This is a genomic window from Micromonospora sp. CNZ322 (assembly GCF_007827755.1).
In genome coordinates this window covers 160,796-187,739 of record NZ_VITD01000005.1, presented here as the reverse complement: position 1 = coordinate 187,739, position 26,944 = coordinate 160,796, and the positions used below count along the sequence as shown (strand labels likewise).

At 71.9% G+C, this 26,944-nt stretch carries 27 protein-coding genes; 17 read left to right on the top strand and 10 right to left on the bottom strand.

Annotated features, from left to right (window positions below; genetic code table 11):
• Window positions 1-133 precede the first annotated feature (133 nt).
• A complete protein-coding gene (locus FB453_RS14820; RefSeq protein ID WP_145790667.1) occupies window positions 134-1,936 on the top strand; it encodes an acyl-CoA dehydrogenase in 1,803 nt (600 codons plus the stop codon).
• A 16-nt stretch (window positions 1,937-1,952) separates the two neighbouring features.
• Here FB453_RS14820 and FB453_RS34215 read toward each other — a convergent pair whose 3' ends face one another.
• Together FB453_RS34215 and FB453_RS14815 are read right to left on the bottom strand one after the other, a co-directional pair.
• Window positions 1,953-2,129, bottom strand: a complete 177-nt coding sequence (locus FB453_RS34215) for a hypothetical protein (RefSeq protein WP_167457781.1) — start codon at window positions 2,127-2,129, stop codon at window positions 1,953-1,955.
• Between the two features lie 96 nt (window positions 2,130-2,225).
• Window positions 2,226-2,945, bottom strand: coding sequence for a polyamine aminopropyltransferase (locus FB453_RS14815; RefSeq protein ID WP_112697686.1), 720 nt, complete (start codon window positions 2,943-2,945; stop codon window positions 2,226-2,228).
• A 183-nt stretch (window positions 2,946-3,128) separates the two neighbouring features.
• Here FB453_RS14815 and FB453_RS34875 point away from each other — a divergent pair, with 183 nt between their 5' ends.
• From FB453_RS34875 to eccB, 3 genes are read left to right on the top strand one after another with little or no spacing between them, the layout of a single operon-like run.
• Window positions 3,129-3,257 carry a hypothetical protein gene (locus FB453_RS34875; RefSeq protein ID WP_266302799.1) on the top strand — a complete coding sequence of 43 codons (129 nt, stop codon included), beginning with the start codon at window positions 3,129-3,131 and terminating at the stop codon, window positions 3,255-3,257.
• Entirely contained in the window at window positions 3,254-4,627 is a 1,374-nt protein-coding gene (gene tnpB / locus FB453_RS14810; RefSeq protein ID WP_145790665.1) for an IS607 family element RNA-guided endonuclease TnpB, read from the top strand. The genes FB453_RS34875 and tnpB overlap by 4 nt, the downstream gene beginning before the upstream one ends.
• Window positions 4,628-4,651: 24 nt before the next feature.
• Window positions 4,652-6,037 (top strand): type VII secretion protein EccB, encoded by a 1,386-nt coding sequence (gene eccB / locus FB453_RS14805; RefSeq protein WP_145790662.1) that lies wholly within the window; start codon window positions 4,652-4,654, stop codon window positions 6,035-6,037.
• A 121-nt stretch (window positions 6,038-6,158) separates the two neighbouring features.
• On the opposite strand, the gene FB453_RS14800 is transcribed toward eccB, so the two are convergent.
• From FB453_RS14800 to FB453_RS14785, 4 genes are read right to left on the bottom strand one after another with little or no spacing between them, the layout of a single operon-like run.
• Complete coding sequence (locus FB453_RS14800; protein ID WP_112589720.1) at window positions 6,159-6,764, bottom strand: class I SAM-dependent methyltransferase; 606 nt, start codon at window positions 6,762-6,764, stop codon at window positions 6,159-6,161.
• Between the two features lie 54 nt (window positions 6,765-6,818).
• Entirely contained in the window at window positions 6,819-7,685 is an 867-nt protein-coding gene (locus FB453_RS14795; RefSeq protein WP_091406739.1) for a carbohydrate ABC transporter permease, read from the bottom strand.
• The gene (locus FB453_RS14790; protein ID WP_091406737.1) at window positions 7,685-8,641 is read right to left on the bottom strand and encodes a carbohydrate ABC transporter permease; all 957 of its coding nucleotides are present in this window, start codon (window positions 8,639-8,641) and stop codon (window positions 7,685-7,687) included. Before FB453_RS14790 ends, FB453_RS14795 begins: the two co-directional genes overlap by 1 nt.
• Window positions 8,638-10,032 carry an extracellular solute-binding protein gene (locus FB453_RS14785; protein ID WP_145790660.1) on the bottom strand — a complete coding sequence of 465 codons (1,395 nt, stop codon included), beginning with the start codon at window positions 10,030-10,032 and terminating at the stop codon, window positions 8,638-8,640. Before FB453_RS14785 ends, FB453_RS14790 begins: the two co-directional genes overlap by 4 nt.
• A gap of 116 nt (window positions 10,033-10,148) precedes the next feature.
• Between FB453_RS14785 and FB453_RS14780 the strand changes: the two genes are divergently transcribed.
• The 6 genes from FB453_RS14780 to FB453_RS14755 all read left to right on the top strand — a co-directional run bounded on the left by FB453_RS14780 (window position 10,149) and on the right by FB453_RS14755 (window position 17,385).
• A complete protein-coding gene (locus tag FB453_RS14780; protein ID WP_145790657.1) occupies window positions 10,149-11,189 on the top strand; it encodes a zinc-dependent alcohol dehydrogenase in 1,041 nt (346 codons plus the stop codon).
• The gene (locus tag FB453_RS14775) at window positions 11,186-12,007 is read left to right on the top strand and encodes a sugar phosphate isomerase/epimerase family protein (protein ID WP_112589707.1); all 822 of its coding nucleotides are present in this window, start codon (window positions 11,186-11,188) and stop codon (window positions 12,005-12,007) included. The genes FB453_RS14780 and FB453_RS14775 overlap by 4 nt, the downstream gene beginning before the upstream one ends.
• A gap of 92 nt (window positions 12,008-12,099) precedes the next feature.
• Window positions 12,100-13,455, top strand: coding sequence for an MGH1-like glycoside hydrolase domain-containing protein (locus FB453_RS14770; protein ID WP_145791068.1), 1,356 nt, complete (start codon window positions 12,100-12,102; stop codon window positions 13,453-13,455).
• Window positions 13,456-13,506: 51 nt separating this feature from the next.
• On the top strand, window positions 13,507-13,905 hold the full coding sequence (locus tag FB453_RS14765) for an NUDIX hydrolase (RefSeq protein ID WP_091406729.1): 399 nt from the start codon (window positions 13,507-13,509) through the stop codon (window positions 13,903-13,905).
• A gap of 40 nt (window positions 13,906-13,945) precedes the next feature.
• Complete coding sequence (locus FB453_RS14760; protein WP_145790655.1) at window positions 13,946-14,497, top strand: DUF2267 domain-containing protein; 552 nt, start codon at window positions 13,946-13,948, stop codon at window positions 14,495-14,497.
• A gap of 113 nt (window positions 14,498-14,610) precedes the next feature.
• Entirely contained in the window at window positions 14,611-17,385 is a 2,775-nt protein-coding gene (locus FB453_RS14755; RefSeq protein ID WP_145790653.1) for an ABC transporter permease, read from the top strand.
• A 19-nt stretch (window positions 17,386-17,404) separates the two neighbouring features.
• Here FB453_RS14755 and FB453_RS14750 read toward each other — a convergent pair whose 3' ends face one another.
• Together FB453_RS14750 and FB453_RS14745 are read right to left on the bottom strand one after the other, a co-directional pair.
• The gene (locus tag FB453_RS14750) at window positions 17,405-18,646 is read right to left on the bottom strand and encodes a serpin family protein (protein ID WP_145790651.1); all 1,242 of its coding nucleotides are present in this window, start codon (window positions 18,644-18,646) and stop codon (window positions 17,405-17,407) included.
• A gap of 26 nt (window positions 18,647-18,672) precedes the next feature.
• Window positions 18,673-19,188: an NUDIX domain-containing protein gene (locus FB453_RS14745; protein WP_145790649.1), complete on the bottom strand. Its 516-nt coding sequence runs from the start codon at window positions 19,186-19,188 to the stop codon at window positions 18,673-18,675.
• A 50-nt stretch (window positions 19,189-19,238) separates the two neighbouring features.
• Here FB453_RS14745 and FB453_RS14740 point away from each other — a divergent pair, with 50 nt between their 5' ends.
• Complete coding sequence (locus FB453_RS14740) at window positions 19,239-19,730, top strand: type II toxin-antitoxin system PemK/MazF family toxin (protein WP_030336385.1); 492 nt, start codon at window positions 19,239-19,241, stop codon at window positions 19,728-19,730.
• A 97-nt stretch (window positions 19,731-19,827) separates the two neighbouring features.
• Here the strand turns inward: FB453_RS14740 and FB453_RS14735 are convergent, their stop codons facing one another.
• Window positions 19,828-20,472 (bottom strand): flavodoxin family protein, encoded by a 645-nt coding sequence (locus tag FB453_RS14735; RefSeq protein ID WP_091406723.1) that lies wholly within the window; start codon window positions 20,470-20,472, stop codon window positions 19,828-19,830.
• A gap of 125 nt (window positions 20,473-20,597) precedes the next feature.
• On the opposite strand from FB453_RS14735, the gene FB453_RS14730 reads away from it, so the two are divergent.
• Both FB453_RS14730 and rox read left to right on the top strand, forming a co-directional pair.
• Entirely contained in the window at window positions 20,598-21,620 is a 1,023-nt protein-coding gene (locus FB453_RS14730) for an aminoglycoside phosphotransferase family protein (protein WP_145790646.1), read from the top strand.
• Between the two features lie 162 nt (window positions 21,621-21,782).
• Window positions 21,783-23,210, top strand: coding sequence for a rifampin monooxygenase (gene rox / locus FB453_RS14725; protein WP_145790644.1), 1,428 nt, complete (start codon window positions 21,783-21,785; stop codon window positions 23,208-23,210).
• Between the two features lie 4 nt (window positions 23,211-23,214).
• Here rox and FB453_RS14720 read toward each other — a convergent pair whose 3' ends face one another.
• Window positions 23,215-23,865 (bottom strand): GGDEF domain-containing protein, encoded by a 651-nt coding sequence (locus tag FB453_RS14720; protein ID WP_091407349.1) that lies wholly within the window; start codon window positions 23,863-23,865, stop codon window positions 23,215-23,217.
• A gap of 264 nt (window positions 23,866-24,129) precedes the next feature.
• Between FB453_RS14720 and FB453_RS14715 the strand changes: the two genes are divergently transcribed.
• From FB453_RS14715 to FB453_RS14700, 4 genes are all read left to right on the top strand, one after another.
• Window positions 24,130-24,369: a DUF397 domain-containing protein gene (locus FB453_RS14715; protein WP_091406718.1), complete on the top strand. Its 240-nt coding sequence runs from the start codon at window positions 24,130-24,132 to the stop codon at window positions 24,367-24,369.
• A gap of 148 nt (window positions 24,370-24,517) precedes the next feature.
• Window positions 24,518-25,399, top strand: a complete 882-nt coding sequence (locus tag FB453_RS14710) for a helix-turn-helix domain-containing protein (protein ID WP_373861112.1) — start codon at window positions 24,518-24,520, stop codon at window positions 25,397-25,399.
• 179 nt (window positions 25,400-25,578) lie between these two features.
• On the top strand, window positions 25,579-26,643 hold the full coding sequence (locus FB453_RS14705) for a LacI family DNA-binding transcriptional regulator (protein ID WP_145790641.1): 1,065 nt from the start codon (window positions 25,579-25,581) through the stop codon (window positions 26,641-26,643).
• Between the two features lie 2 nt (window positions 26,644-26,645).
• Window positions 26,646-26,849: a hypothetical protein gene (locus tag FB453_RS14700; RefSeq protein ID WP_486480270.1), complete on the top strand. Its 204-nt coding sequence runs from the start codon at window positions 26,646-26,648 to the stop codon at window positions 26,847-26,849.
• Window positions 26,850-26,944 lie beyond the last annotated feature (95 nt).

The window sequence follows — 26,944 nt, the reverse complement described above, 5'->3', positions numbered from 1 at the left end:
CCGGTCGGTGTGACAAGTTCCGCTCCTCGAACGCCACCCAGGCCGGTGGTGCCCGCCCTGCCGATCCGCGAGGATGGGCGGGGCGACAGTGGGCCGTCGCCCCGGCCCGACCCCGTGCCCGCTGAGGAGTGCCGTGCCGTCAACCCTGCTCTCCCGCCGTGACCTCGACTTCCTGCTGCACGAGTGGCTACGGGTGTCCGAGCTCGTCGAGCGCCCCCGCTACGCCGAGCACTCCCGGGAGACCTTCGACGACGCCCTGGATCTCGCCGAGCGGGTGGCCACCGAGCAGTTCGCCCCGCACAACCGCGCCGCCGACCTGGCCGAGCCCACCTTCGACGGGCAGCAGGTGCGGCTGATCCCGCAGGTCCGCGCGGCGTTGGACAGCTTCGCCGAGACGGGCCTGCTCACCGCCGGGCTGGACGCCACTGTCGGTGGCCTGCAACTGCCGCACGCCGTCGCGGCCGCCTGCTTCACCTGGTTCCAGGCCGCCAACGTGGCCACCTCGGCCTACCCGTTCCTCACCCTGGGCAACGCCAACCTGCTGCTGGTGCACGGCAGCCCCGAGCAGGTGGACACCTACGTCCGGCCCATGCTGGACGGCCGGTTCTTCGGCACCATGTGCCTGTCCGAGCCGCACGCCGGCAGCTCGCTGGCCGACATCACCACCCGCGCCGAGCCGCAGGCGGACGGCACGTACCGGCTCTTCGGCACCAAGATGTGGATCTCCGGTGGCGACCACGAGTTGGCCGAGAACATCGTCCACCTGGTGCTGGCGCGCATTCCGGGCGCGCCGCCCGGGGTCAAGGGCATCTCGCTGTTCATCGTGCCGAAGGTGCTGGTCGGCCCGGACGGGTCGCTCGGCGAGCGCAACGACGTGGCGTTGGCCGGGCTCAACCACAAGATGGGGTTCCGGGGCACCACAAACACCCTGCTCAGCTTCGGCGACGGCGCGCACACCCCGGCCGGCCGCGCCGGAGCGGTCGGTCACCTGGTCGGCGCGCCGCATCAGGGCCTGGCGCAGATGTTCTACATGATGAACGAGGCCCGGATCGGGGTCGGGGCAGGCGCCACCGCGCTGGGTTACACCGGCTATCTCAAGAGCCTGGCGTACGCGAAGGAGAGGCCGCAGGGCCGGCCGGTCGGCGCGAAGGACCCGGCCGCCGCGCAGGTGCCGATCATCGACCACCCCGACGTACGACGGATGCTGCTGGCTCAGAAGAGCTACGTGGAGGGGGCACTGGCGCTGGTGCTCTACTGCGCGCGGTTGCTCGACGAGCAGAAGACCGCACCGGCCGAGGCCGACCGCGAGCGCGCGCACCTGCTGCTGGACGTGCTCACGCCGATCACGAAGAGTTGGCCGTCGCAGTGGTGCCTCGCCGCCAACGACCTGGCGATCCAGGTGCTCGGAGGCGCCGGCTACACCCGCGACCACGACGTGGAGCAGCACTACCGGGACAACCGGCTCAACCCGATCCACGAGGGCACCCACGGCATCCAGGCACTGGATCTGCTGGGGCGCAAGATGATCATGCAGGGCGGCGCTGGTCTCACCCTTCTGACCACGACGATCGGTGACACGGTCGAGCGGGCCCGCAAGGTCGGGGGAGAGGCGTCCGAGTTGGCCGACCGGCTGGCCGCCGCGGTGGACCGGGTCACCCTTGTCACCCGTCGACTGTGGGCCGACGGTGACCCGGTGCTCGCGCTGGCCAACGCCAGCGCCTACCTGGAGGCCGTCGGGCACGTGGTGATCGCGTGGATGTGGTTGGAGCAGGTGCTGGCGCTGCCGGCGGAGAGCGCCGGCGACGCGTTCCACGCCGGCAAGCGGCAAGCCGCCCGCTACTTCTTCACCGTCGAGTTGCCCCGGACCGGCCCGCAGTTCGACCTGTTGGAGAGCCGGGACCGAACCACGCTCGACATGCGCCCGGACTGGTTCTGACCGGCCCCGCCGCCCGTCACCGTCGGCGGGACTGGTGGTTCATTGCCTGCCGCCCCTTGACGACGCCCCAGACGATCACGATCACCAGCGCGATCACACCGATGATGATCAGCCAGCGGGCCGCCTCGAGAATCAACCCGAGCAGGATCAGCACGCCGGCGACCACGCCGACAACCCAGAGCAGTGCACGCATGTCGACCTCCCGTAACCGGCCGCGCCTGGTGCGGCCGGCCCGGCTCCTCGTTCCCCGTCCGGCCGACACCATGCGCGATCGGCCTACCGGAGTCGATCAGGGGCCGGTACGCGCCACGTAGACGGTGTTGGCCGACTCCCCGCCGGTCAGCGGGTTGGCGAACGGCACGACATGCGCGCGTACGCTCGCGAACACCTCGGTGAGCGCGGCGGTGAACTCGGCGTCCGGCGGGTCGTCCGACCAGAGCGCGAAGACGCCCTCGGGGCGCAGCAGGGCGGCCAGGCGACGCAACCCGGCCGGCGGGTAGAACGCCGCGTGGCTCGGGTGCAGGACGTTACGCGGGGAGTGGTCGACGTCGAGCAGCACCGCGTCGAACCGCCGGCCGGGCACCTCGGTGTCGAAGCCGGTGTCACCGGCCACCGCCGCGAAGAAGTCGGCCTGCACGAAGCGGGTCCGGGGGTCCTCGGCGAGCCCCGCCGCGAACGGCAGCAGCCCTCGTTGGTGCCAGTCGATCACGTCCTCGATCGCCTCCACCACGAACAGTGAGCGCACCCGGGGGTCGCCCAGCGCCGCGCAGGCGGTGTAGCCCAGCCCGAGACCGCCCACCACCACGTCGAGCGAGTCACCGGCCACCTCGGCGAGGCCGAGCCGGGCCAGCTCGATCTCCGCGACCGGGAAGAGGCTGGACATCAGGTACTCGTCGTCGAGCTTGACCTCGTACACCTCGACCTGGAGTGCCGGGTCTCGGCGTCGGCGCAGGCTGATCGCGCCGATCGGGGTCTCCCGCCAGGCCAGCTCTTCGAAACGCGCGCCCACGGGTGCCCTCTCGCCGCCGGATTCGTCCACGGATGGTACCGGTTGCCCCGCGACGGGCGGCCACGCAGGGTCCGCAGGAGATCGACGCAGCGCATATCCTGTGCCCGGCCGATCCACCGGAGGGGAAGTAACTGCTGGCGTTCTGACGGTCAGGAGTGTTCAGTGGTCGTCTAGAGGGGCGGTGTGAACTTGAAGGAGTGGGCGGCGGCTACCGGCGTCTCGTACGCGACGGCGGTACGAGTCCGGGACGTTGCCTGTTCCCGCGTACCGGCTCGCCGCGCGGCCGAGGTGGTCATCGAGGATCCGACGTGAAGACGATCCAGGCTTACCGGTTCGCCCTCGACCTCACCCCAGGCCAGGAACGCGCCGTGAGGGCGCATGTGGGGGCCGCGCGAGTGGCGCACAACTGGGCGCTCGCCCGGGTCAAGGTGGTCATGGACCAGCGCGCGGCGGAGCGCTCCTATGGTGTGCCGGATGAGTTGCTGACGCCGTCGCTGCCGTGGTCGCTCGCCGGGCTGCGTAAGGCGTGGAACGCTGCGAAGGCTGATGCGGCGCCGTGGTGGGGTGAGGTGTCGAAAGAGGCGTTCAACACCGGCCTGGACGCTCTCGCCCGCGGCTTGAAGAACTGGGCTGACTCCCGTCAGGGCGGGCGGGCCGGCAGGCCGGTCGGTTTCCCCCGCTTCAAGTCCCGCCGCCGTGGCACACCGGCGGTGCGGTTCACCACCGGCGCGATCCGCGTCGAGCCCGACCGCCGGCACGTGGTGCTGCCGAGGCTGGGTCGGTTGAAGCTGCACGAATCCGCCCGCAAGCTCGCCCGCCGTATCGAGGGCGGCACCGCGCGGATCATGTCCGCCACCGTGCGCCGCGACGGCGGACGGTGGCACGTCTCGTTCACCGTCGAGGTGCAGCGGACCGAACGGCAACCGGCCCGGCCCGCCTCGGTGGTGGGGGTGGATGTCGGAATCAAACATCTTGCGGTGTTGTCCACCGGCGAGCGGGTCGACAACCCGCGCCACCTCGTCGCCGCGCAGGCCCGACTGCGGGCGCTCGGTCGGGCGTCGTCGCGGAAGTCCGGCCCCCACCGGCGCACCGGCTGCCGCCCCTCGAACCGCTGGCAACGCGCCTCGGACCGACTTGGTCGCGCCCATGCGCGAGTCGCGAACCTGCGCCGCGACGGGCTGCACAAGCTCACCACGAGGCTGACACGCGAACACGGCACCATCGTTGTCGAAGACCTGAACGTCGCGGGCATGCTGCGCAACCGGCGGCTGGCCCGGCACATCGCTGACGCCGGGTTCGCCGAGATCCGCCGTCAGTTGGCATACAAGACCGGATGGAACGGCGGCCGGTTGCTCGTGGCCGACCGCTGGTATCCGTCCTCGAAAACCTGCTCGGGTTGCGGCGCGGTGAAAGCCAAGCTCGCCCTGCACGAGCGTGAGTACGACTGTGAGGCGTGCGGTCTGGTCATCGACCGTGACCGCAACGCCGCACTCAACCTGGCCGCCCTCGCGGCTGAGCTCAGCACCACCGCCGGGAGTGGCTCGGTGGCAGCACGCGGAGCCGACCAGAAGACCCACACACAAGGGCAGGTGGCTGTGAAACGTGAACCCGGCACGGCATCCGCCGGCAAGACCGGGACCGCCCCCACCGCAAGGCGGGGCAACCAATCACGCGCTCACTAGAGCGCACCGAAAGGTAACGGACTCATGCCGTCGCGGCAGGACCAGCTGCACTCCTACCAGTTCAGCGTCCAGCGGGCAGTCGCCGCCCTGGTCATGCGGGAGACCGACCCCGCGCAGTCGCCGTTTCGGCGGCTGGCCGGCGCCGGCTTGGCCAGCGTCCTGGTCGCGGCGATCGGGCTCGGTGGTTTCGCCCTCTACGGCCTGTTCGCCGGCGGCGGCAAGGGGTGGCGTGACCCGGGCGCGGTGATCGTGGAGAAGGAGTCCGGCGCCCGGTTCGTCTACCGCGAGCAGAAGCTGCACCCGGTGCTCAACTACGCCTCGGCGCTGCTCATCGTCGGTGCGGACCGCTCGAAGACCGTTCTGGTGTCCCGACGCACGATCGACGGAGTGCCGCGCGGGCTGCCGTTGGGCATCGCCGACGCACCCGACTCGCTGCCCGCCCCGGGCCGGCTGGCCGCCACGGCGTGGACGGTCTGCTCGACGGTCCCGGCCAGCGCGGGCGTCGAGGCGCCCCGCTCCGCGTTGCTGATCGGCACCGAGCCCGACGGCGGTCGACCGTTGGGCGATGACGCGCTGCTGCTGCGCCACCCCGACGGCGGGCTGCACCTGGTCTGGCACCAGCGCCGCTACCTCGTCCGTGATCCGAGCCGGGTGCTGGCGGCGCTCGCCACCACCCGGGCCCAGGCGGTCCGGGTGGCGCCGGCACTGCTCAACTCGCTGCCCGCCGGCACCGACCTCGCCCCACTCGACCTGCCCGCGCTGGGTCGGCCCGCCACCCGGGTGCCGGGTGCGGCGATCGGCACTGTCTATCTGGTGAGCAACTCCGGTGGCGGCAGGCAGTACGCGGTGGCGCTCGACGCCGGCCTGGCCGGCATCACCGAGTTGCAGGCGGGGCTGTTGCTGGCCCGCACCGGGCAGGTCGAGCCGGTGCCGATGACGTTGGGTCGGTTCGCCGCGCTGCCCACGGTGCCTGACCTGGCCCCGACCGGCCCGAACGCCCCGCCACCGACCCCGCCCCGGCTCGCGGCCGGCGACGGCGGAGCGCTCTGCACCCGCATCGGCGACGACGGCGGGGTTGGTGAGGTGCGCTGGGGCGTACCGCTGCGGGACCTGACGGCCGTGCCCCGCACCGCGCCGACCGGCGGAGCGGTGCTGGCCGACCACGTGGTGGTGGAGCCGGGCCGCGGCGCGGTGGTCGAGGCCGCCGCGGCGCCCGGCGCGACCGGCGGCGCGGTCTCCGTGGTCACCGACCTGGGCCGACGGTACGTGCTGGCCGACCGGGAGGTGCTCCCGATGCTGGGCTACCGCGACGTGCGGCCGGTGCGGCTACCGGCCGGGCTGGTCAGCCTGGTGCCTGCCGGTGCCACCCTCGACCCGGCCGCCGCCCGCGCCGTCGCTGCCCTGGACTGAGGGCGACCCGCGTGCCGGCGGTGAGGCGTGCCGGCGGTGATCAAGAGGTTTGCGTCAGAACGTGGCGCGAGCCTGACGCAAAGCTCTTGATCACCGGGAAGCAACGCGCGGCGGGCGGTGCTCAGTCGGCCGGGCGGCGCAGGACGGTGACCGCGAACGGGGCGTCGTCGCGCCACGGGCGCAGGTCCCAGGTGGCGAAGCGCTGCTCCACGCGCAGACCGGCGGCCACCGCGTCGGCGTCGAACGCGGTCAGCGGGTAGCCGCGCTCAGTGCCGAAGCCCACTGTCAGCACGCCATCGGGCCGCAGGTGCGCTGCCACCCGGCGCAGCACTTCCGGTTCGGTGCCGACGGCGACGAAGGCGAGCACGTTGCCGGCCAGCACCGCCGCGTCGAACGGTTCCGCCTCACCCAGCGCCGGTAGATCCAGCTCGGCGAGGTCGGCAACCAGCCACGTCGGGCCGGGATAGTCGGCGCGGGCGGCATCCACCAGCGCGGGGTCGGCGTCCACCCCGACCACCGTGTGCCCCCGCTCGGCCAGCGCGGCACCGACGCGGCCGGTGCCGCTGCCGGCGTCGAGAATGCGGGAGCCGGGCGCGACGAGGGCGTCCACCAGTCGGGCCTCGCCGGCCAGGTCCGCGCCCTCGGCCGCGAGCTTGCGGAACCGGTCGATATACCACTGTGAGTGCTCAGGACCGGTGTCGGTCGCCCAGCGGGTCGGGTTGGCCATGAGGCCACCGTATCCGGGCCGGTGGGGGCCTGGCGGGCGACCCGGACGAGACCATCATCCCTTCTCCGCGCCGCTGGTCAGCCCCTCGGTGAGCAGGCGTTCGCTGGCGAAGAAGAGGATCACGATGGGCAGGGTGAGCACGACCGACCCGGCCATCAGCACCGTCTTGGGGACCTCCACCCCGTCGGCGAGCAGGGACAACCCGAGTGACACCGTCCACCGGTTGGGTTTGTCGACCAGGAACAGCAGGGCGAAGAGGAACTCGTTCCAGGCGATCATGAAGTCGTAGAGCGCGACCGCCATGATCGACGGCATCGCCAGGGGCAGGCTGACACGGCGGATGATGCCGAGCCGGCCGGCGCCGTCGATGGCGGCGGACTCCTCCAGACTGACCGGGATGGTCTCGAAGTAGTTCTTCAGCATGTAGACCGACACTGGCAACGTCTGCGAGATGTAGACCAGCACCAGACCGAACAGCGAGCCGCGCAGCCCGGCCCGGGTGAAGACCACGAACAGCGGGATCGCGATGACGATCGACGGGAACAGGTAGACCGCCAGGAACAGGAAGTCCACCTGCCTCCGGCCGAAGAACCGCAGCCGGGCCACCGCGTACGCGCCGGGGATCGCGACCAGGAGAGTGAGCACGGTCGCCGCGACGGCGACCAGCCCGCTGTTGCGGATGAAGGTGAGAAAACCCTGGCCGCCGTCGTCGGTGGCCTTGAGCACCTCCGCGTACGTGGCCACTGTCAGCTCACCGAAGCCGACCACCAGCGCCCCGGGGTCGAGCAGCAGCCGCTCGATGGGGCGCACCGAGAGCACCAGCATGTAGTAGAAGGGGAAGACCGTGATCACCAGGAACACGGCGATCACCAGGCGGCGCAGCCAACGCAGGCTCACCGTCTCGACAACGTCCCGGTCCATCAGCTCACCCTCCGTCCGAAGAAGCGCAGATAGATCAGCACGAACACGATGAGCACCACGGCCAGCACGACCGCCTGCGCGGCCGCGGCCCCGATGTCGGTACGGGCGGTGAGGAACTCGTACACCCTCACGCTGACCACCTCGGTGCCGGCCGCACCACCGGTGAGCAGGTAGACGTCGTCGAACTTGTTGAACGTCATGATGAAGCGCAGCACGCCCAGCAGGGCGATCACCGGCAGTAGTTGCGGCAGCAGGATGTGCCGGAAGCGCTGGGTGGGCGTGGCGCCGTCGACCCGGGCGGCCTCCTCCAACTCGCCGGGCACCGCCTGGAGCCGGGCCAGCAGGAACAGGAAGGCGAACGGGAAGTACCGCCACGCCTCGAAGACGATCACCGTGGCCAGCGCTGTCGACTCCTGGGTGAGGAACGGCACCGGGGCGTCCCAGCCGAGCAGGCGTTGACCCCAGGCGTTGACGATGCCGAGCTGTGGGTCGAGCATCACCTGCCAGACGAACGTCACGGCGACCACCGGCGCCACGTACGGCAGCAGCATGGACGCCCGGACCAGGGTGCGACCCCGGAACGGCCGGCGGACAACCAGTGCGGCCACCAGGCCGAGCAGGATCGACCCGACGGTGCCGCCGATGCTGTAGATCAGCGTGACCCACAGCGTTTCGGCGAAGCCGGGGGTGTGCAGCACCCGGTCGATGTTGTCCATGGTGAACTCGCCGAACAGGCCGGTCTTGCGCAGCGTGGCCAGCCGGACCCGCTGGAAGGCGAGCACCACTGTCCACACGATCGGGATGCCGATGACCGCGATGGTGACGAGCAGGGTCGGTGCGACCAACGCGAGCCCGGCCCGGGATTCGCGGCGGCGCAGGGTCAACGGTCGGCGCCGGGGTGGCGCCGGCCGCTCCCTGGTGGGGGAGCGGCCGGGGCCGGGCGCGGTGGTGGTCAATTGACGCCCGCCTTGATGGCGTCCACGTCCTTCGTGGCGCGGTTGGCGGTGGCCGCCGCGTCGGACTTGCCGGAGACGAGGTCGCCCAGCACCTTGGGCACCGGCAACTCGCCGAGCATGGCGCCGACGAGTTTGCCCTGCCCCTGACTGAGGCCCCAGCGCCCGAAGGTGTCCGGGCTGCGGCGCAGCGTGGCCAGCACCTCGTCGCCGTACACGTCGGTGAGGGGCTTCTTCGCGTCCACGCCCGCCTGGCTGGTGTTCCAGGCGGTCAGGTACGCCTCCGGCTCGGTCGGGGTGCCCTTGCGCACCGGGAAGCGGCCCTCGGGGGACATGCCGAACCAGCGCGGGTAGCCGTCACCGAGCATGTACTCCACGAAGGACTTCGCCGGATCGGTCACCGCGCCGTCGAGAACCGCCCACGAGCTGATCTCGCCGTACTGGGCCGGTTCGGTGCCGTTCGGGCCCTTGATCGCGGTGACGAACCCGCTGTTCTTCGCGAGGAACGCCGGGTCCGCCTGGCACTGCGGGCAGGTCGGCTTGGCGTCGTTGCGCAGCCCGGCCAGCTCGTCGAGGATGAACGGTGACCAGATCACCATGGCGGCCTTGCCCGCGAAGTAGGTGGCCCGGGTGGTGTCCACGTCCTGCGCGCCCTTCACCGAGCTGGTGCGGATCAGGTCGCCGTAGAAGCGGAACGCCTCGACGCACTGGGGCGAATCCAGTGTCACCTTCCCCGAGTCGTCGGTGAGCTGGCAGCCGTTGGCCAACGCCAGGTGCTCGAAGGTCTGCTGGGTGAACACGTCGCTGGGGGCGGTCGCCGCGGTGATGCCGGCGACGCCGCCGGTGTTCAGTCGGGCCGCGGCGGCGGTGATCCGCTCGTACGTGTCGGGGGCGGCAAGGCCGGCCGCGGCGAACAGGTCCTTGCGGTAGAGGAGCAGCTGCCCCCACCCGTCGCTGGGTACGGAGAGCTGTTTGCCGTCGTCGGAGGTGAGCTCCAGCGCCCGGGGGGAGAACGTCTGCTTGCCCAGCTTGTCGACGACCTCCGCGTTCGCCGAGGTGTGCAGCAGCTCGTTGCCGGCGAGCGTGCGGATGCCGGCGAGGGAGACCGACCCGACCACGTCGGGCAGGTCGCCGGCGGCGGCGTTGGCGGCGATCAGGGAGGGGAACTGGTCCTCGTTGACGGTCACGAGATCGACCTGGATCCCGGTCTTGGCGGTGAAGTCGGCGATGATCGCCTTGGTGGCGGTGACCCGGTCGGCCACGTCCTCCAGGCTCCACACGGTGATCTTTTTGCTGTTGCTGTCGGATTGGTCGTCCCCGCAGGCCAGCAGGGTGGACGTTGCCAGTGCCATGATCAGGGTGGTGGCGAGTATCCGCCTCGGAGGTGCTGACATCGGTGGCACTCCTCTCGAAGGGTACATGCCGGATTCAACACCTTCGATTGATCAATAACAAGACATATCGCGATTTTGTGTCTATCCTGGAGCCCAGTGCTACCGGGATGTGACACATGGGCAACTGGGTGGTCTCTCTCGCCGGGCCTCGACGCATCAGCCTTGAGCCCTGCCCGCCGGATCTGCTCGGCCCCGGCCAGGTCCGGGTCCGCACCTGTTACTCGGGCATCTCCGCCGGCACCGAGCTGACCCTCTACCGGGGCAGCAATCCCCGGCTCAGCAAGGACTGGGACGACGCCGCCCGGATGTTCGTCCCCCGACAGACGCCGGTGCCCTACCCGTTGATCGGTTTCGGCTACGAAGAGGTCGGGGAGGTCGTCGAGGTCGCGCCGGAGGTCACCGACCGGCATCCGGGGCAGCTCGTCTGGGGCATCTGGGGGCACCGGGCCGAGGCCGTGCTCGCCGCCAACGCGGTCCGTGTGCTTCCCGCCGGGTTGGATCCGCTCGCCGCGGTCTTCGCCCGCCCCGGCGCCATCGCGCTGACCGCCGTGCTCGCCGGTGACCTGCACCTCGGCGACTGGGTCGGCGTCTTCGGCCAGGGCGTCATCGGGCTGCTCGCCACCCGGCTCGCGGTGCTCTCCGGGGCCCGGGTGGTGGCCGTCGACCCGGTTCCCGACCGGCTGGAGTACGCCGCCCGGTACGGCGCTTACTCCACCGTGGACGCAACTGTCACCTCCGCCGCCGCCGTGCTGCGCCAGGCCACCGGCGGTCGGGGGGCCGACGTCTGTCTGGAGTTGTCCGGCGCGTACCCGGCGCTGCACGAGGCGATCCGCTCCACCGCCCACGCCGGCCGGGTCGTGGCCGCCGGCTTCTACCAGGGCCAGGCCGACGCGCTCGGCCTCGGCGAGGAGTTCCACCACAACCGCATCCAGTTGGTGGCCGCCCAGGTCTCCGGGCCCACCCCCGCGCCGAGCATGGCCGGCCGGTGGACCGGAGACCGGGTCGCGCAGACCTTCATGGACCTGGTGGCCGACCGCAGCGTCGACCCGCTGCCACTGGTCAGCCACATCGTCGACGCCAGCGCGGTCGCCGACGCCCTCGCGCTGCTCGACCGCGGCGCCGGTGACGTCCTCCAAGTCGTGCTGAGGTTCTCATGACCACCATCGCGCTGGCCTGTCAGGAACAACTCCTGCCGGGCACCAACCTGATCCAGAAGTACGCCCTCGCGGCCGCCCTCGGCTACCAGGGCATCGAGCTACGCGGCCGGGGCGACCTGGCGTTCGCCCGCCGGCTGCCCGAGCTGCGCCGGGCCCGCGCCGCCGGGGTGGTGATGCCCACCGTGTGCGTTGAGATGGACCACTTCATCGGCGACTTCGACCCCGCGCGGTCCGCCGACGCCGTCCGTAACCTGCGCTCCCAACTCTCGGTGATCGCCGAGCTGGGCGGCGTCGGGGTGATGACCCCGGCCGCCTGGGGGATGTTCTCCCGACGACTGCCGCCGTTCGAGCCGCCCCGGGCCCCGGACGGCGACCGGCAGGTGCTCCTCGACGCCCTCGGCGAGCTGGGCGAACACGCCCGGGCCGAGGGGGTCACCCTCTTCCTGGAACCCCTCAACCGGTACGAGGACCACATGGTCAACCGTCTCGACGAGGCGGTGGCGCTCTGCGCCGCGCTCGGGTTGCCGTCGGTCCGGGTGGTCGCCGACACCTTCCACATGAACATCGAGGAGGACGACGTGCACCGCGCGCTGCGCGCCGCCGCGCCGTACCTCGGGCACGTCCAGGTCAGCGACTCCAACCGCTACCAGCCCGGGGCCGGGCACCTGGACTGGCCGGCGCTGGTTCGTACCCTGCTGGAGCTGGACTACCGGGGTTGGCTGGCGCTGGAGTGCCGGCTCCGCGGTGACCCGGTCCGGGCCCTGCAACAGGCCGCCACGGTGCTGCGACACGCGCTGCCCCGGCGGGCCGCCGCGTGAGCGCCGACGCGAGGCTGACCAGCGTCGGCGCGCCCGCTGACGCCGAGCCGACCAGCGTTGGTGCGCCCGCCGACGCCGAGCCCAGCGTCGGCGTGGCCGCCGACGCCGGAGCGACGCGCGCCGACGCCGCCGGCACGGGTGGCCCGGCTGACGCGGCCGGGCTGCGTCGACTCGCTGTCGACACGCTCGACGTCAACTGGGAGCACGACCACACGGTGCCCTCGCGCACGCTCTACCCGCACCAGTGGAGCTGGGACTCCGCGTTCATCGCGATCGGGTTGGCCCAGGTCCGTCCCGACCGCGCCTGGCGGGAGCTGGCCGGCCTGTTCCGGGCGCAGTGGGCCGACGGACGGGTGCCGCACATCGTGTTCAACCCGGCGCTGCGGGTCGGCGCGTACTTTCCGGGGCCGGAGATGTGGCGTTCGGCCGACGTGCCGGGCGCGCCGATGGTGGCCACCTCCGGCCTGGTCCAGCCGCCGGTGCACGCGCTCGCCGCGTTGCTGGCGTACCGGCGGGCGCCCGACCCCACCGCCCTGGCCGCGCTGCGTCGGCTCTACCCCGCGCTGGTCGCCCAACAGCGCTACCTGGCCGACCGACGGGACGTGGCAGGTGACGGGCTGGTCTGCATCGTGCACCCGTGGGAGTCCGGGTTGGACAACAGCCCTGCGTGGGACGAGCCGATGGCCGCGGTGCCGGCCGAGGCGGCAGTGATGCGGGCGTACCGTCGACACGACACCACGCACGCTGACGCCGCGCACCGCCCCACGGACCTGGACTACGCGCGCTACCTGGCGATCGTCGCCGCCTACCGCGACCACGGCTACTCCGACCGCGACCTGACCGCCGGGCACCCGTTCCTGGTGGAGTGCCCACTGTTCAACGCGGCGTTCGGGGCCGCCGAACACGCCCTCGCCGAGATCGCCGCGCTCGTCGGCGACGACCCCGGGCCGCACCGGGCCCGCGCGGCCCGCATCACCGAAGCTCTCCTGCGCCGGTTGTACGACCCGGACACCGGCACGTTCCAGCCCCGTGACCTGCGCACCGACCGCCTGGTGAGCGCCCGTACCGTGCTCGGGCTGACCCCCCTGATCCTGCCCGACCTGCCGACCCGGCAGGCCGACGCGCTGGTCGTCGAGGCCCGGTCGGCGCGCTTCGGGGTGGCCAGTCTCATGGACCGGCCGCTGCCCACCTACGACCGCACCGCACCCGACTTCGAGCCGCTGCGTTACTGGCGCGGGCCGAGCTGGCTGAACATCGGCTGGCTGGTCCGGCGTGGACTGCTCGGCCACGGGCACCCGGAGTTGGCCGCCGGGCTGCGCCGCTCGATGATCGGTCTGGTCGCCGGGGCCGGCTGCCACGAGTACTTCCACCCGGACACCGGCGCCGGGCTGGGCTCACCGGCGTTCAGCTGGACCGCCGCACTGCTGCTCGACCTGCTCGCCGACTGAGCGCGCCGCCGGGTGGTAGCGTCCCCGATCCCGGCGGCGGTAAGGAGCATCGTGCGCGAGATCGACAAGGTGGCCTGGATCCTCGTCGAGGACGGTCGGGTGCTGAGCACCCGGTCGGTGGGCAAGGACGTCTGGTACCTGCCGGGCGGAAAGCGCGAGCCGGGCGAAACCGACCTGGAGACCCTGCGTCGGGAGATCGACGAGGAGTTGAGCGTCGAGGTCGACGTGCCCGGTGCCGTGCACCTGGGCACCTTCACCGCTCAGGCGCACGGCCACACGAGCGGCATCACCGTCCGGATGACCTGCTACCGGGCGGGCTATCGAGGACAGCTGCGGCCGGCCAGCGAGATCGCCGAGATGGCCTGGCTCGGGTACGCGGACCGACACCGCACCTCGCCGGTCGACCAGATCATCTTCGACCACCTGCTGGCCGAGGGTCTGCTGGGCTAGCAACAGTTTGTTGCGGCCGGCCAGGGGTAACCGGCCGAGCGTGACCGACGGCGACGGGTTCCCGTACTTCATCGACGCGGTGTCCCAACGGTCCGGCCTGCCGGCCGAGGAGGCCGCCGTGCTCGCCCGCGCCGTGCTCCAGACGTTGGCCGAGCGGGTGACCGGCGACGCGCCCGGCGATCTCGTCGGGCACCTTCCGAACGAGGTCGGCGGCTACCTGAGCGGCCCGGCCCCGGATGCGGCCGGGGCCTCCGGTCCTGCCTCGGATGCGGCGGGGACGGCCCTTCCGGCCCCGGATCCGGCCGGGGCCCTCGGCCCGGATGCCGGTGCCGATGGCTTGACCAGCGGGGTGGGCCTGGAGGTCGGCGGTGCCGGCGCGACCCCGATGGAGGCTGGCCCGACGGAGTTCCTTCGTCGGGTGGAACAGCGTGCCGGGGTGGACCCGGCCACCGCCCGGGCCGGAACCGGCGCCGTCTTCGCGACGTTGCGGACGGCGATGACGGTGCGGGAATTCCAGGAGATGGTCGCGCGACTGCCGCGCGACGGCGGAGGTGGGGCCGCGCCCACGCCGCCGGCCGACAGAGCGGGTTGAGGGATTGACGCTCTGTCAGGTACTTTCGCCTCCTCATGCGAGCAATACCGGGCTGGGCGACGTTGCGGATGGTCCGATCGCAGTTGCGGAACACACCAGGCCGGAGCATCGCAGTGTTCTCCGCTGTACTGGTCGCGACCACCGGATTCACCGTGCTCACGGGTGCCGCGAGCACGTCCCGGCTGGTCGCGAGCGGTTCCGTCGACGGGCAGTTCCGTCCGTCGTACGAGATCCTGGTCCACCCCGCGGCACCGGCCACCGGCCTCCTCCACCAGGACCGGCCCACCGCGGCCTACGGCGGCATCGGGCTGGACCAGTGGCGGCTGATTGAAGGGATCTCCGGCGTCGAGGTGGCTGCCCCACTGGCGGTCCTCGGCATCGCCGATCTCCGAGTCGAGCCGCGGGTGGACCTGACCGACCAGGTCGACAGGTCGGCTGAGCGGCAGGTCATTGAGGTCGCTCCCCGGATCAGCGGAGAACGCGGGTTGAGCACGTTGACGGCGGCGCCAACCTACGTCTACGTGTCGCGACGACCGCTGGTGCCGCTGGCGGACATCAGCGACCAACGGTTCGTATACGCCGATGGCACCCGGGTCCGCCAGGCCACGTCCGCCGCCGAGTGCCCCGGCACCGGTGGCGGCGGCACGTTGGAGGTGCAGCCCGACGGCCAGCGTCGTCAGGTGTGCGACATCGCCGCCGGCAGCTTCGATCCCGACGTCCGGCGGACCCAGGTCAGTGACATCGAGACATACCAGTTGCTCTCGGACGGCACCTTTCGGCAGGCCTCCGTCTTCACGTCCGGCCGCCCGGCGTCCGCGGTGCCCGCCACCGCTCGGCTGGAACTCCGGCTGCCAAAGGTGGTGCCGATGCTCGTCGCCGCGATCGATCCGGCGGCTGAGGCGCGCCTGGTCGGCCTGGACCGAACGGTACGCCAGGGTCGCTACCTGACCGGCGCCGATGCCGTCGCTTCGGCGGCCCCGGATGCCGTGTCCTCCATCCTGCCCACGAGCAGCCCGGCCGGCCGGGCGCTGCCGGTACTCGCCGCCGACGACATCGCGATCGACGAGCGGGTGGACATTGCCGTGTCCCGGCTGACCGGCCGGGCGGCCGACCAGGTGCCCGGCACCGCGACTCAGGCGCTCTGGCCGCTGCTGCACAACTCGGCGACGGGCCCGCCGCAGGCGCTCCAGCACGATCTGGCGCAGGTCTACCGCGACCGGCTCGACTCCGCACTGTCCGAGCAGGTCCCACTGACCGGCATCATGGCCCTGCTCCGGCCCGGGCCGCCGGCCTACTCGCCGCAACCCGACGGGCGCGATCGGATGCTGCCCCGATCCGACGGAGTCGAATCGGCCGACCCCACTATCGACGACGTGTGGCGAGACTCGTGGTTCAGTACGGGCGGTGTCGGGACGGCGGATCCTGTGAGTCTGCTCGAGCAGTCGTCGTGGTCGGTCACCGCGGTGGGCAGCTTCGCACCGGATGCGCTCGAATCAACCGCCGGCGCCGCGCAACAGGCCCTCGACCTCTACCGTCGGACCCCGCCGGTGGGCGCCGACGCGCGCTCCCGGGGTCTGCTCGGCGACCGCCCACTGCTTCCCGGAGACGACCCGCTCGGTTACCCGCGTCGCGCGCCCAGTCTGGTGACCAACCTGACCGTGGCCGGTGAGCTGTACGCCAGCGTCGCGCCCGCGTTCGCGGCCGCCCCGGTGAGTTCGGTGCGGGTCCGGGTCGCCGGGATCGACCGCTTCGACGAGGTGACCCGGGAGCGGGTCCGGATGGTGGCTGACGAGATTGTCCGACAGACCGGCCTGACCGTCGAGATCGTGCTGGGCGGTTCGACGGTACGGAGCCCGGTGCTGCTGCCTGCCGGCGAGTTCGGTCGCCCAGAGCTGGACCTGTTGGAGGCGCGTACCCGCAAGGGCGTCGCGACCGAGGTCGTCACCGCCGTGGATCGCAAGAACATCATGCTGCTCGGGCTGCTGCTGGTGGTCTGTGCCCTGCTGGTCGGCAACGCGGTGTCCACGGCGGTCCGGGTTCGTCGACGTGAACTCGCCGTACTGGCCTGCATCGGGTGGCCTGGCTGGCGGCTGAGCCTGCTGATCCTCGCCGAGACCGCAGCACTCGGGCTGACAGCCGGGCTGCTCGGCGCGGGGTTGTCGGTGCCGCTCGGTCGGCTGGCCGGCGTCCAGATCTCCGGCCCGGTGACCCTGCTGTGCGTGCCGATCGCGGTGCTGCTGACGGCAGTGGCCAGCGCCCTGCCCGCAGTGCGAGCCGCGCGTACCCGTTCGGCGGAGGCGCTGCAGGCCAGCGCGGCACCGGCCCGGCGAGCCACGGCGCGGAGCCTTGCCGGGCTCGCGGTGGCCAATCTCGTACGAACGCCCGCGCGTACCTTCGCCGGGGCGACGAGCCTGGCGGCCGGCGTCGGCGCGGTGACACTGATCGCCGCCGCGCTCTGGGCGTTCGACGACGGCATGGTCGGCTCGCTGCTCGGCGAGGCGGTCTCGGTGCGGGTGCGCGGGGTGGACCTGGTGGCCGTCGGCGGAGTGCTGCTGTTCGGGGTGCTCGGCGTGGCCGACGTGCTGTACCTCAACGTGCGGGAGCGAGCGGCCGAGTTCGCCACGCTGAGGGCCATCGGCTGGCCCGATTCCGCGCTCAACCGGCTCCTGATCTACGAGGCGCTCGGCGTCGGAGTGCTCGGCTGTGTCCTCGGGGTCGCCGCCGGCCTCGGCTCCGTCGCCCTGCTGGTCGGCAGGGTGGATGGCCGGCTGGCGATGCTGGCGCTGGCCGTGACCGGGGCGGCGCTGGTGCTCACCGTGCTCGCCGCGTTGGTCCCGGCGATCCTGATCCGGCGACTGCCGACCGCCGCTCTGCTGGCCGACCAATGAGACCGCAGGACTGATCGGGCTACGACTCCTCGGCCACCGGCACCTCCTCGGGCTCGGCGACCCAGGCGGAGAAGACCGGCACCCCGTGCCACGGGCCGGTGGTGCCGTCGGCCCCGGCGTCGATGGCGACGGCCACCACCGCGTACGGGTGGCCGAAGCGCAGCTCGGCGGTGCGGGCCACGCCCTCCGGTGGCAGGCTGGTCAGCCCGAACATGGCGGTCACGGCGGCCGCCTCGAAGCCGTACCGGTCGAATCGGGCCACCGCCGTCTGTCGTGCCTCGAAGCGCTCCACCGGCAGCATCATCGCCGTCGCCAGCGTGGCCGCCACGGCCGGAAAACCGAGCGCCGGGGCGGTCAGGTCATGCTCGTTCCGAGCGGACCAGCAGGGCAGGACGGCATTGTGCCGCTCTTCGCGGCCATCGCGGGCCCAGGTGTGTACCCGTTCCTCGGTCAGCGTCCACAGCGGAGTCTCACCGAGCGGCAGGTCGAACAGCGAGCGGCTGCTCGCCGGTGGCGGGCCGTCGGCCGCGCCGGCGCTCAGGTCGTACGCAATGGCCAGCACCTCGGCCGGTGGCACCTGCGGCGCGGCGGCCACCGAGAGGACGACCAGCCCCGCGCCGTCGGTCGTCTGGGCGGGTGCGGCGTGCACGATCACATCACCGGCCCGCGCGGTGGACACGATGGCGCAGCGGTGGCCCCGGCTCGGGCTGCGCAGCGCTCGCCGCAGTCGACCGGCCCACGGGCTGTTGGCGCCGAGCGCGCGTGCGTCGGCGACGTCGAACGGGGTCGCCCAGGACACCCGGGTGGCCAACGCGCTGGCCAGGGCCAGCACCACGTCCGGCCCGACCCGCAGGGGAAACGTCTCGATCAGGCCGAGGGTGTGCTCGCGCGCCCAGGCGTCCAACCCGGCCTGATCGGGCAGTGCGCCGACAGCGGTCGTGCTGGGCAGCGCGGCCTGCCACGCCGCCGGCCCGCCGTCGCCCTGCCCCGCTCGGTGCCAGAGCGCGGTGGCGGACCCGACCAGCGGGTGCGGCGCGTCCAACAGTCTTCGGGCCACCTCGGCCGCGCTCGGCAGGTCGGTGCCCAGCGCCTGCGCAAGCTCCGCGGGGGCTCCCTCCGCGGTGGCCGGGTCGGCAGTCGTGGCAGTGACAGCGAGCAGCAGCCAGGCGCCGAGCGGGGAGGCGACGTGGTGTCGGTCGCCGGCCGTGGCGTGCAGCCGCGCGGCGTACGCGGAGAGCGGCCCGTGCAGATCGGTCCTCATACCCCCACTCTGCCCGCCGGCCCGGCTCACGACCACAGCTCGAACGGCTCGTCGATCTCCGTGCCGACGAGAAACGGGGTGATCAGCCGGGGGAGCTGCCCGGGATAGAACCGTTCCCGACTGGCCACCACCTCCGGCAACGGCCACCAGCGGAAGCCGAAGTAGTCCTCCCGCTCGTAGTCGAGCCGGTGCGCCTCGTCCACGTCCGGGCCGGGACCGGCCAGCCGTACGGCGACGACAACCTCGTCCTGGACGTGCCGCAACTGGCGGTGCAGGAAGCTCGCCCGCCGCCGCCAGTTCGGCGCACCAACCTGGTCGGCGGTGATCACGATGCCGGTCTCTTCCCGCAGCTCCCGCACCGCCGTGTCGCGATAGGTCTCACCGGGATCCATGCCACCGCCCGGCAGCTCCCACCAGGTGCCCAACCGGGGGTGGTCCGGGTCGCGGGTGTGGAACAGCAACACCCGGTCGGTGCCGTCGGTGACCACGACCCGCACCGCGCGTCGCTCCAGGATCGGCAGGTCACGGGGCAGCTCGTTCATCGGGCCAGTCTGTCGTACCGCCCCCTTCGGCGGCGGGTAGGCTGCCCGCCGTGGCTGGTCTGTTGAGGAATGTCGCGGCGCGTATCTCCCGGGTTGGCGCGGTGATCCCGTCGCCCCGGCGTACCGGGCCGGCGCCCGCGCAGGTGGCCCGCCGCCGTCAGGTGAGCGCGTTGCAGCGTCGGGAGCTGACCTACGCTCCGGAGCGGGACGGTCAGGCCGACCCGGGCGAGATCGTCTGGACGTGGGTGCCGTACGAGGACGACCCCCGCCAGGGCAAGGACCGGCCGGTGCTGGTCGTCGGGCGGCACAGCCGAACCCTGTTCGGGCTGATGCTGTCCAGCCAGAGCGAGCGGGACGGGCAGCGGCACTGGTTCGCGCTCGGGCCGGGGGAGTGGGACCGCGACAACCGGCCGAGCTGGGTCCGGTTGGACCGGGTGCTCACCATGCGCGAGGACAGCATCCGCCGGGAGGGCGCCGTGTTGGACCGGCCCCGGTTCGACCGGGTCGGGCAGGCGTTGCGCGCCGGCTACGGCTGGCGCTGACCGCGCCGGGTGCGACTGGGGCGGATCGGTAGCGGACCGCGCGCAGGGCTGCCCCGCAGTGGGGCAGCCCGGGCAGTGACGCACCTGGCGGTGAGGTCTATTCGCGGCTCGGGCCGACCGCGGCACTCTTCGCGTCCGGCGGCGGGTACGGCTGGTCGGCGAGGAGTCGGGCCAGGTGCGCGGTGTTGAGCGCCAAAGCCTTCGTGGTGCGGCCGGTGGTGTCGGGCTTGGGGCCGGCGTCGCGGTAGTCCACGGTGTGCAGCGCCTCGCCGACCCAGTAGGTCGCGGCGGCGGCGGCGATGGTGAACCCGACCTCGTTGAGTGCCTGCTGCACCTCGCCGATGGTGTGGTGGGCGCCATCCTCGTTGCCGACCACGGCGACACCGGCCACCTTGCCGTAGGTGCGGAGTCGGCCCTCGGCGTCGGTCTCGGAGAGCTCGGCGTCGAGGCGTTCGAGGACCATCTTGCAGACGCTGGAGGGCTGACCGAGCCAGATCGGCGTGGCGATGATCAGCACCTGGGCTGCCATCAGCTTGGCGCGGATCGCCGGCCAGCCGTCGCCGTCGCCCTCGTCCGTGGACACCCCGAAACGCACGTCGTGATCGACGACCCGGATCATTTCGCCCTCCACGCCCTGCGCGGCCAGCTCGGCGAGCACTTCCCTACCGAGCTGCTCGGCGCTCGACGGCCCGGGCGACGGCTTGAGGGTGCAGTTGAGTACGAGGGCGCGGATGGTCGCCACGTCGGGTCCTCTCGGCGGTCGTGATTCGAGTACTGGCTTGCCATACCCGGGTAGGACGTCTCAGAACACTCCGGCGACCGGCAAAACCGCTGGGTCGGTGGCCGGAGCGCTGGCATGGTGTCCGCATGGTGCAGGACGTCGCACGGCAGGTGGCCGAACAGGTACGGACGGGCTTCGGCCTGCAACTGTCCGCAATGGAGCTTGTCACCTCCGGTGCGGACCAGCACGCCCGACTGTGGCTCGCTCAGGCCGCCGACGGCTCGCGGTACGCGGTCAAGCTGAGCGGTGGCGGCACCCCGGCCGGCCTGGTGGTGACGGCGTACCTGGCCGAGCAGGGGGTGCCGGGCATCGTCGCGCCGCTGCGGGCGGACGACGGGCGGCTGTCGATCGACCACGACGGCCGCCGCCTGTCGGTGGTGCCGTGGGTGTCCGACCAGCGGGCGCTCGACGGTCCGATGACCGGCGCGCACTGGCGCGCGTACGGCGAGGTGCTGGCCGCCGTGCACGAGGTGCCGGTGACCGACGAGCTGAGCCGGCTGCTACCGGCGGGCGGTGCCGCGTACCCCTCGATCGTGACCGCGACCCGCGCGATGGCCGCGCGGCTGCGCGACCCGGACCCGCTCGACCTCGCGGACCCGCTGGTCGTGGAGCTGGCAGGGGTGTGGTCCGCGGTGGACGACCGGCTGGGGGTGCTGACCCGCGAGGTCGAGCGCCGCGCCGTCGACCAGCGCGACCGGCCTGGCGTGAACGTCGTCTGCCACGGCGACCCGCACCTGGGCAATCTGCTGCTCGGCGCGGACGGGCGGGTCTGGTTGATCGACTGGGACGACGCGGTGCTCGCCCCGCCCGAGTGTGACCTCATGTTCGTCCTCGGTGGGGTGCTCGCCTTCGCGCCGATCACTGCCGAGCAGCAGCAGGCCGTGCTCGCCGGCTACGGCAGGACCGACGTCGACAGGGTGCGCCTGGCCTGGTTCCTCGCGGTCCGCGCGCTCGACGACCTCAGCGACTGGACCCGTCAGGCGTTGGACCTCGACGCCGAGGCGGCCGACCGCGGCCGGGCGGCGCGGATCGTGCGAGGGCTGGTGTCACCGGTGGGTCTGGTCACTCTCGCCCACGCGGCGTTGCGCGCCAGTGACCGGCGGCTCTGAGCGGCGACCACGTCGTCTACGCCTGACCAAAAAGTAAGGCAAAGAGCGGATCCGCTCTCTGCCACCTCCAACATATATCGCACCGGGGGCCTTGCGGCAAGACCCGGGTGGTACCGCAGAATCTCCAGCCGACGCCCAAACCTGGGAAAATCGGGGGATTCCATGATCGATGTCATCATTGCTGGCGGCGGACCGACCGGCTTGATGGTGGCCAGTGAGTTGCGGCTGCACGGGCTGCACGCGCTCGTGCTCGAGAAGGAAACCGAGCCGACCAGCTACGTCCGCGCACTCGGCCTGCACGCCCGCAGCATCGAGGTGATGGACCAGCGAGGTCTGCTGGAGCGGTTCCTCGCCCTCGGACAGCAGCACCCGGTCGGGGGCTTCTTCGCCGCGATTCCCAAGCCGTCGCCGGGCGGGCTGGACACCGCACACGCGTACGTCCTCGGCATTCCGCAGACCACCACCGACCGTCTGCTGAGCGAGCACGCCAACGAGGTTGGCGTCGAGATCCGGCGCGGCAGCGAACTCGTCGGGCTGAGCCAGGACGACCACGGGGTGACCGTGCGGTTGGCCGATGGCACGCAGTTGCGTACGCGCTACCTGGTCGGCTGCGACGGCGGTCGCAGCACCGTACGTGGGCTGCTCGGTGTCGGCTTCCCCGGCGAGCCCAGCAGCGTCGAGACGTTGCTGGGCGAGATGGAGGTCGGCGTGCCGCCGGAGACGGTGGCCGACGTGGTGGCCGAGGTCCGCAGGACCCATCTCCGATTCGGTCTCGGGCCCCTCGGAGACGGGGTGTACCGCGTCCTCGTCCCGGCCGAGGGGGTGGTCGAGGACCGCACGGTCCCACCGACCATCGACGACTTCAAACACCAACTGCGGGTGTACGCGGGCACCGACTTCGGTGTCCACTCACCGCGCTGGCTCTCCCGCTTCGGTGACGCCACCCGGCTGGCCGAGCGTTACCGGGTCGGCCGGGTGCTGCTGGCCGGCGACGCGGCGCACATCCACCCGCCGACCGGCGGGCAGGGGCTCAACCTCGGCATCCAGGACGCGTTCAACCTCGGCTGGAAACTGGCCGCCGAGCTCAACGGCTGGGCGCCGGAGGGGCTGCTGGACAGCTACCACAGCGAACGGCATCCGGTGGCCGCGGACGTGCTGAACAACACCCGGGCGCAGATGCTGCTGCTCTCACCCGAGCCGGGGCCGCGGTCTGTGCGCCAACTGTTGTCGGAGCTGTTGGACTTCGAGGACGTCAACCGGTACCTGATCGAGAAGATCACCGCGATCGGGGTCCGCTACGACTTCGGCGCGGGCCACGACATGCTCGGGCGCCACATGCGTGACGTACGGCTGAAGCGGGGGCGCCTCTACGAGCTGATGCACGGCGGCCGCGGCCTGCTGCTCGACCAGACCGGCCGGCTCTCGGTCGCCGGCTGGGCGGAGCGGGTCGACCACGTCGTCGACGTCAGCGAGGAGTTGGACGTGCCCGCCGTGCTGCTACGACCCGACGGTCACGTGGCGTGGGTCGGCGACGATCAGACCGACCTGATCAGCCAACTGCCCAGGTGGTTCGGCGCGCCCGTCACCTGAACGGTCAGCGCTCGCCAAGGAACGCGCTGTCGACCAGTTGGCGGGGCGACCGGGCGCCACCGAGGCTCTTCGCCTGGTACATGGCCGCGTCGGCGCGGCTGAGCGCGTCGGTGAGCTGGGCCGGGCCGGTCACCGGGGCGAGCCCGACGGACGCGGTGACCCGGACGCTGCACCCGCTCAGCCGGATCGGCGCGGCGACCGTTTCGCTGAGCCGGCGGGTCGAGTGCTCGATCCAGCGCCGGTCGACGGTGGGGCTGGAGAGCAGCCCGGCGAACTCGTCGCCGCCGAGGCGCGCCACCAGGTTGTCCCCGGCGAAGCCGGCGAGCCGTTCGGCCACGCTGATCAGCACCTGGTCGCCGGCGGCGTGCCCGTACCGGTCGTTGATCTGCTTGAAGTCGTCCAGGTCGAGCACCACGGCGATCAGCGGCTGGCCGGCGGCGTCGGTGAGCAGGGCGGCTGCCAGGCGGTAGAAGGCGCGCCGATTGGGCAGCCCGGTGAGTGGGTCGTGACTGGCGGCGTGCCGTTCGGCGGCCAGCTCAGCCTGGAGGTGACCGATCTCGGCCTCGGCGCGCACCGCCCGTCGGCGTAGTTGCCAGGAGGAGAGCAGCGCACCCGCAGCGCAGACGCCGGAGGCGACACTCATCGGATCCGGCACGAACCCTCCCATCGCCGCGACCGCCTCCAGCCTTCGGTTGACGCGGCGCGCCGCGTCGGGCCCAGTTTTGCCTGATCGTTGCCCGTGTGGGGGTAACTCAAAGTGAACGGATGGGCACCGATCATGTGCGTTATCATGCTCGCCGTCGGATGCAGATGCAATAGCAGATGCACGTGCAGAACCGTCCAATGTCGATACCGCACCCCCTCGCCGTCACCGCTCCTCCCACGGCCACCGGCGGGCTCGTAACAGAAAGACGCCCCCATGCAGCAGCCACCCAATGGCGTACCGATCCACCAGTTGCCTCCGCTGAGCTGGCAGAAGAGTCGCCGCAGCAACCCCAGCGGCAACTGCGTCGAACTGGCCGAACTGCCCGAGGGAGCGGGCATCGCGGTCCGCAACTCACGACACCCGGAAGGGCCGGCACTGATCTACACGGTCGATGAGATCGCCGCCTTCGTTCTCGGTGCGCGGGACGGAGATTTCGACCACCTGATCAACTGACCGTCCGGGGGTGGGTCGTCCCGATGACGGGACTGATTCACCGGCGCGGAGGAGTTCACCTCACTGTCGGTCCATGGCATGCTTACACGTCGGCCGGGCCGGGGCGCCCGGCCGTCGTGGGTCGGTGTCCGGAGGTCCGCACGTGACGATGGTTCCCGCCGAGGGTGGCCCGACAACCGGGCCGACCGTGCTGCGCATTCTGCTCGGCGCCCAACTGCGCCGTCTGCGGGAGTCCAGCGGGGTGACCCGGGAGGGCGCCGGCTGGGAGATCCGCTCCTCCGAATCCAAGATCAGTCGGATGGAGCTGGGTCGGGTCGGCTTCAAGGAGCGCGACGTCGCCGACCTGTTGACCCTCTACGGCGTCACCGAGGACCACGAACGCGACGCGCTGCTCAAGCTCGCGCGCGACGCGAACAGCCCCGGCTGGTGGCACCGCTACGGCGACGTGTTGCCGTCCTGGTTCCAGTCGTACCTGGGCCTGGAGGCCGCCGCCGCGCTGATCCGCAGCTACGAGGTCCAGTTCGTGCCCGGCCTCCTACAGACCCGGGAGTACGCCCGGGCGGTAGTGCTGCTCGGGCACGGCGCGGCCGGTCCGGGTGAGATCGACAGGCGCGTCTCGCTGCGGATGCAGCGCCAGCAGTTGCTTCAGCGGCAGAACCCGCCGCAGCTCTGGGCCGTGGTGGACGAGGCGGCGCTGCGCCGGCCCATCGGCGGCGCCGAGGTCATGCGCGGTCAGCTCACCGCGCTCATCGAGGCGACCAAGTCGCCCCACATCCGATTGCAGGTCATCCCGTTCGCCGCCGGTGGCCATGCCGCCGCCGGGGGCGCCTTCACCATCCTGCGCTTCGGTGACCAGGAGCTTCCGGACATCGTCTACATCGAACAGCTCACCAGCGCCATCTACCTCGACAAGCGCGACGATCTGGATTACTACGCGGTGGCCATGGAGCGGCTCTGCGTCGAGGCCGAGCCGCCGGAGCGTACGGCGGAGATCCTCGGCGGCCTGCTGGACGACCTCTACCCGGCCTGACTCCCGGCCGCGTCGGCCCTGGCCTGGTCCACGACCGTGGACAGTGGACCGGCGTCAGCGCGCCTGCCCTGACCGCTGAGGCCACGATGGGGGACTCTCAGCCCACGTATTGACCGACGCCGACCGGCCGGGCTAGTCTCTGTATCGATACAGACTGGATCGATACAGAGAGGTGCCGGGTGAAGCCAACACTGCAAGCCGTGGCCGACGCCGTCGGCGTCTCGCGCAGCACCGTGTCCAACGCCTACAGCCGCCCCGACCAGCTCTCCGCCGCCCTGCGCGAGCGGATCCTGGACGCCGCCCGGCAACTCGGGTACCCCGGCCCCAACCCCACCGCGCGCTCCCTGCGCCGAGGTTTCGTCGGGTCGATCGGGGTGCTGTTCACCTCGCAACTGTCGTACGCCTTCACCGACCCGTTCGCGGTCCGCTTCCTCGCCGGTGTCGGCGCGGCGGCCGAGCGGCACGGCACCAGCATGCTGCTGGTGCCGCTGCCTCCGGCGGTGACCGACGCCCGACAGGCGGTGGAGAACGCCGCGGTCGACGGGTTCTGCGTCTACTGCGTCGCCGACGAGGAATGGGCGTTGGACGTGATCCGCCAACGCGGGCTGCCGTTCGTCAGCACGGCCGCCCGCGACGACGCCGGCGCCGACGAACGGTTCGTCGGCATCGACGAGCGGGCTGCCGCACGCAGTGTCGCCGCGCACGTCGCAGGGCTCGGGCACCGTCGGGTGGCGCTGCTCGCCGACTCCGTGCTGCCCGACGCGCCGGCTGGTCCGCTCACAGTGGCCGGGGTCGACCAGGTGCCGCATCCGACCACCCGAGGTCGGCTCAGCGGGTTCGCCGACGCCTTCGCCGAGGTCGGTCTCGACTGGGCCGAGCTGACACTGGTCAACGTCCCCGGCAACAGTCGCCCGGCGGCGGCCGCAGCCATCGCCGGGCTGTTCGACCAGCCCGCACCGCCGACTGCCGTGCTGGCCGGGTCCGACGTCCTCGCGCTCGGTGTGCTGGACGCCCTGGCCGCACGGCCGGCCCATGATCGTCCCAGCGTCTCGGTGACCGGCTTCGACGACGTCCCCGAGGCGGCCGCGGCCGGCCTCACCACCGTCCGGCAACCGGCCGAGGAGAAGGGCCGGATCGCCGCCGAACTGCTGCTTGACCCGCCCGCGGACGCCGCGGCCGGTCACGTGTTGCTGCCCACCGCACTCGTCGTCCGGGGCTCCACCGGACCTGTCCCGAGGAGTTGACCATGGAACTTCCCACCGGATACATCACCGCGCTCGACGCCATGAACCGGCACATCAACTCGGCCCGACCGGACGCTCCGGTCCAGGTCGAACACCCCCGCCGGGCCCTGCTCGCCCCGACCCGGCAGGCCACCGCCCTGGCCCTGCGCCGGCTCGCCGACCGCATCCAGCCGCGACCGCTGCCCGGCACCCCGCGCTGCTCCTGACCCGCACCAATCCCATTCCGGTACGCACGGGACGAACAGTGTGGGTCCGGGCACGCAGAGTGGTCGAGTGCGGTGTTACCAGGCAGACTGGTGAA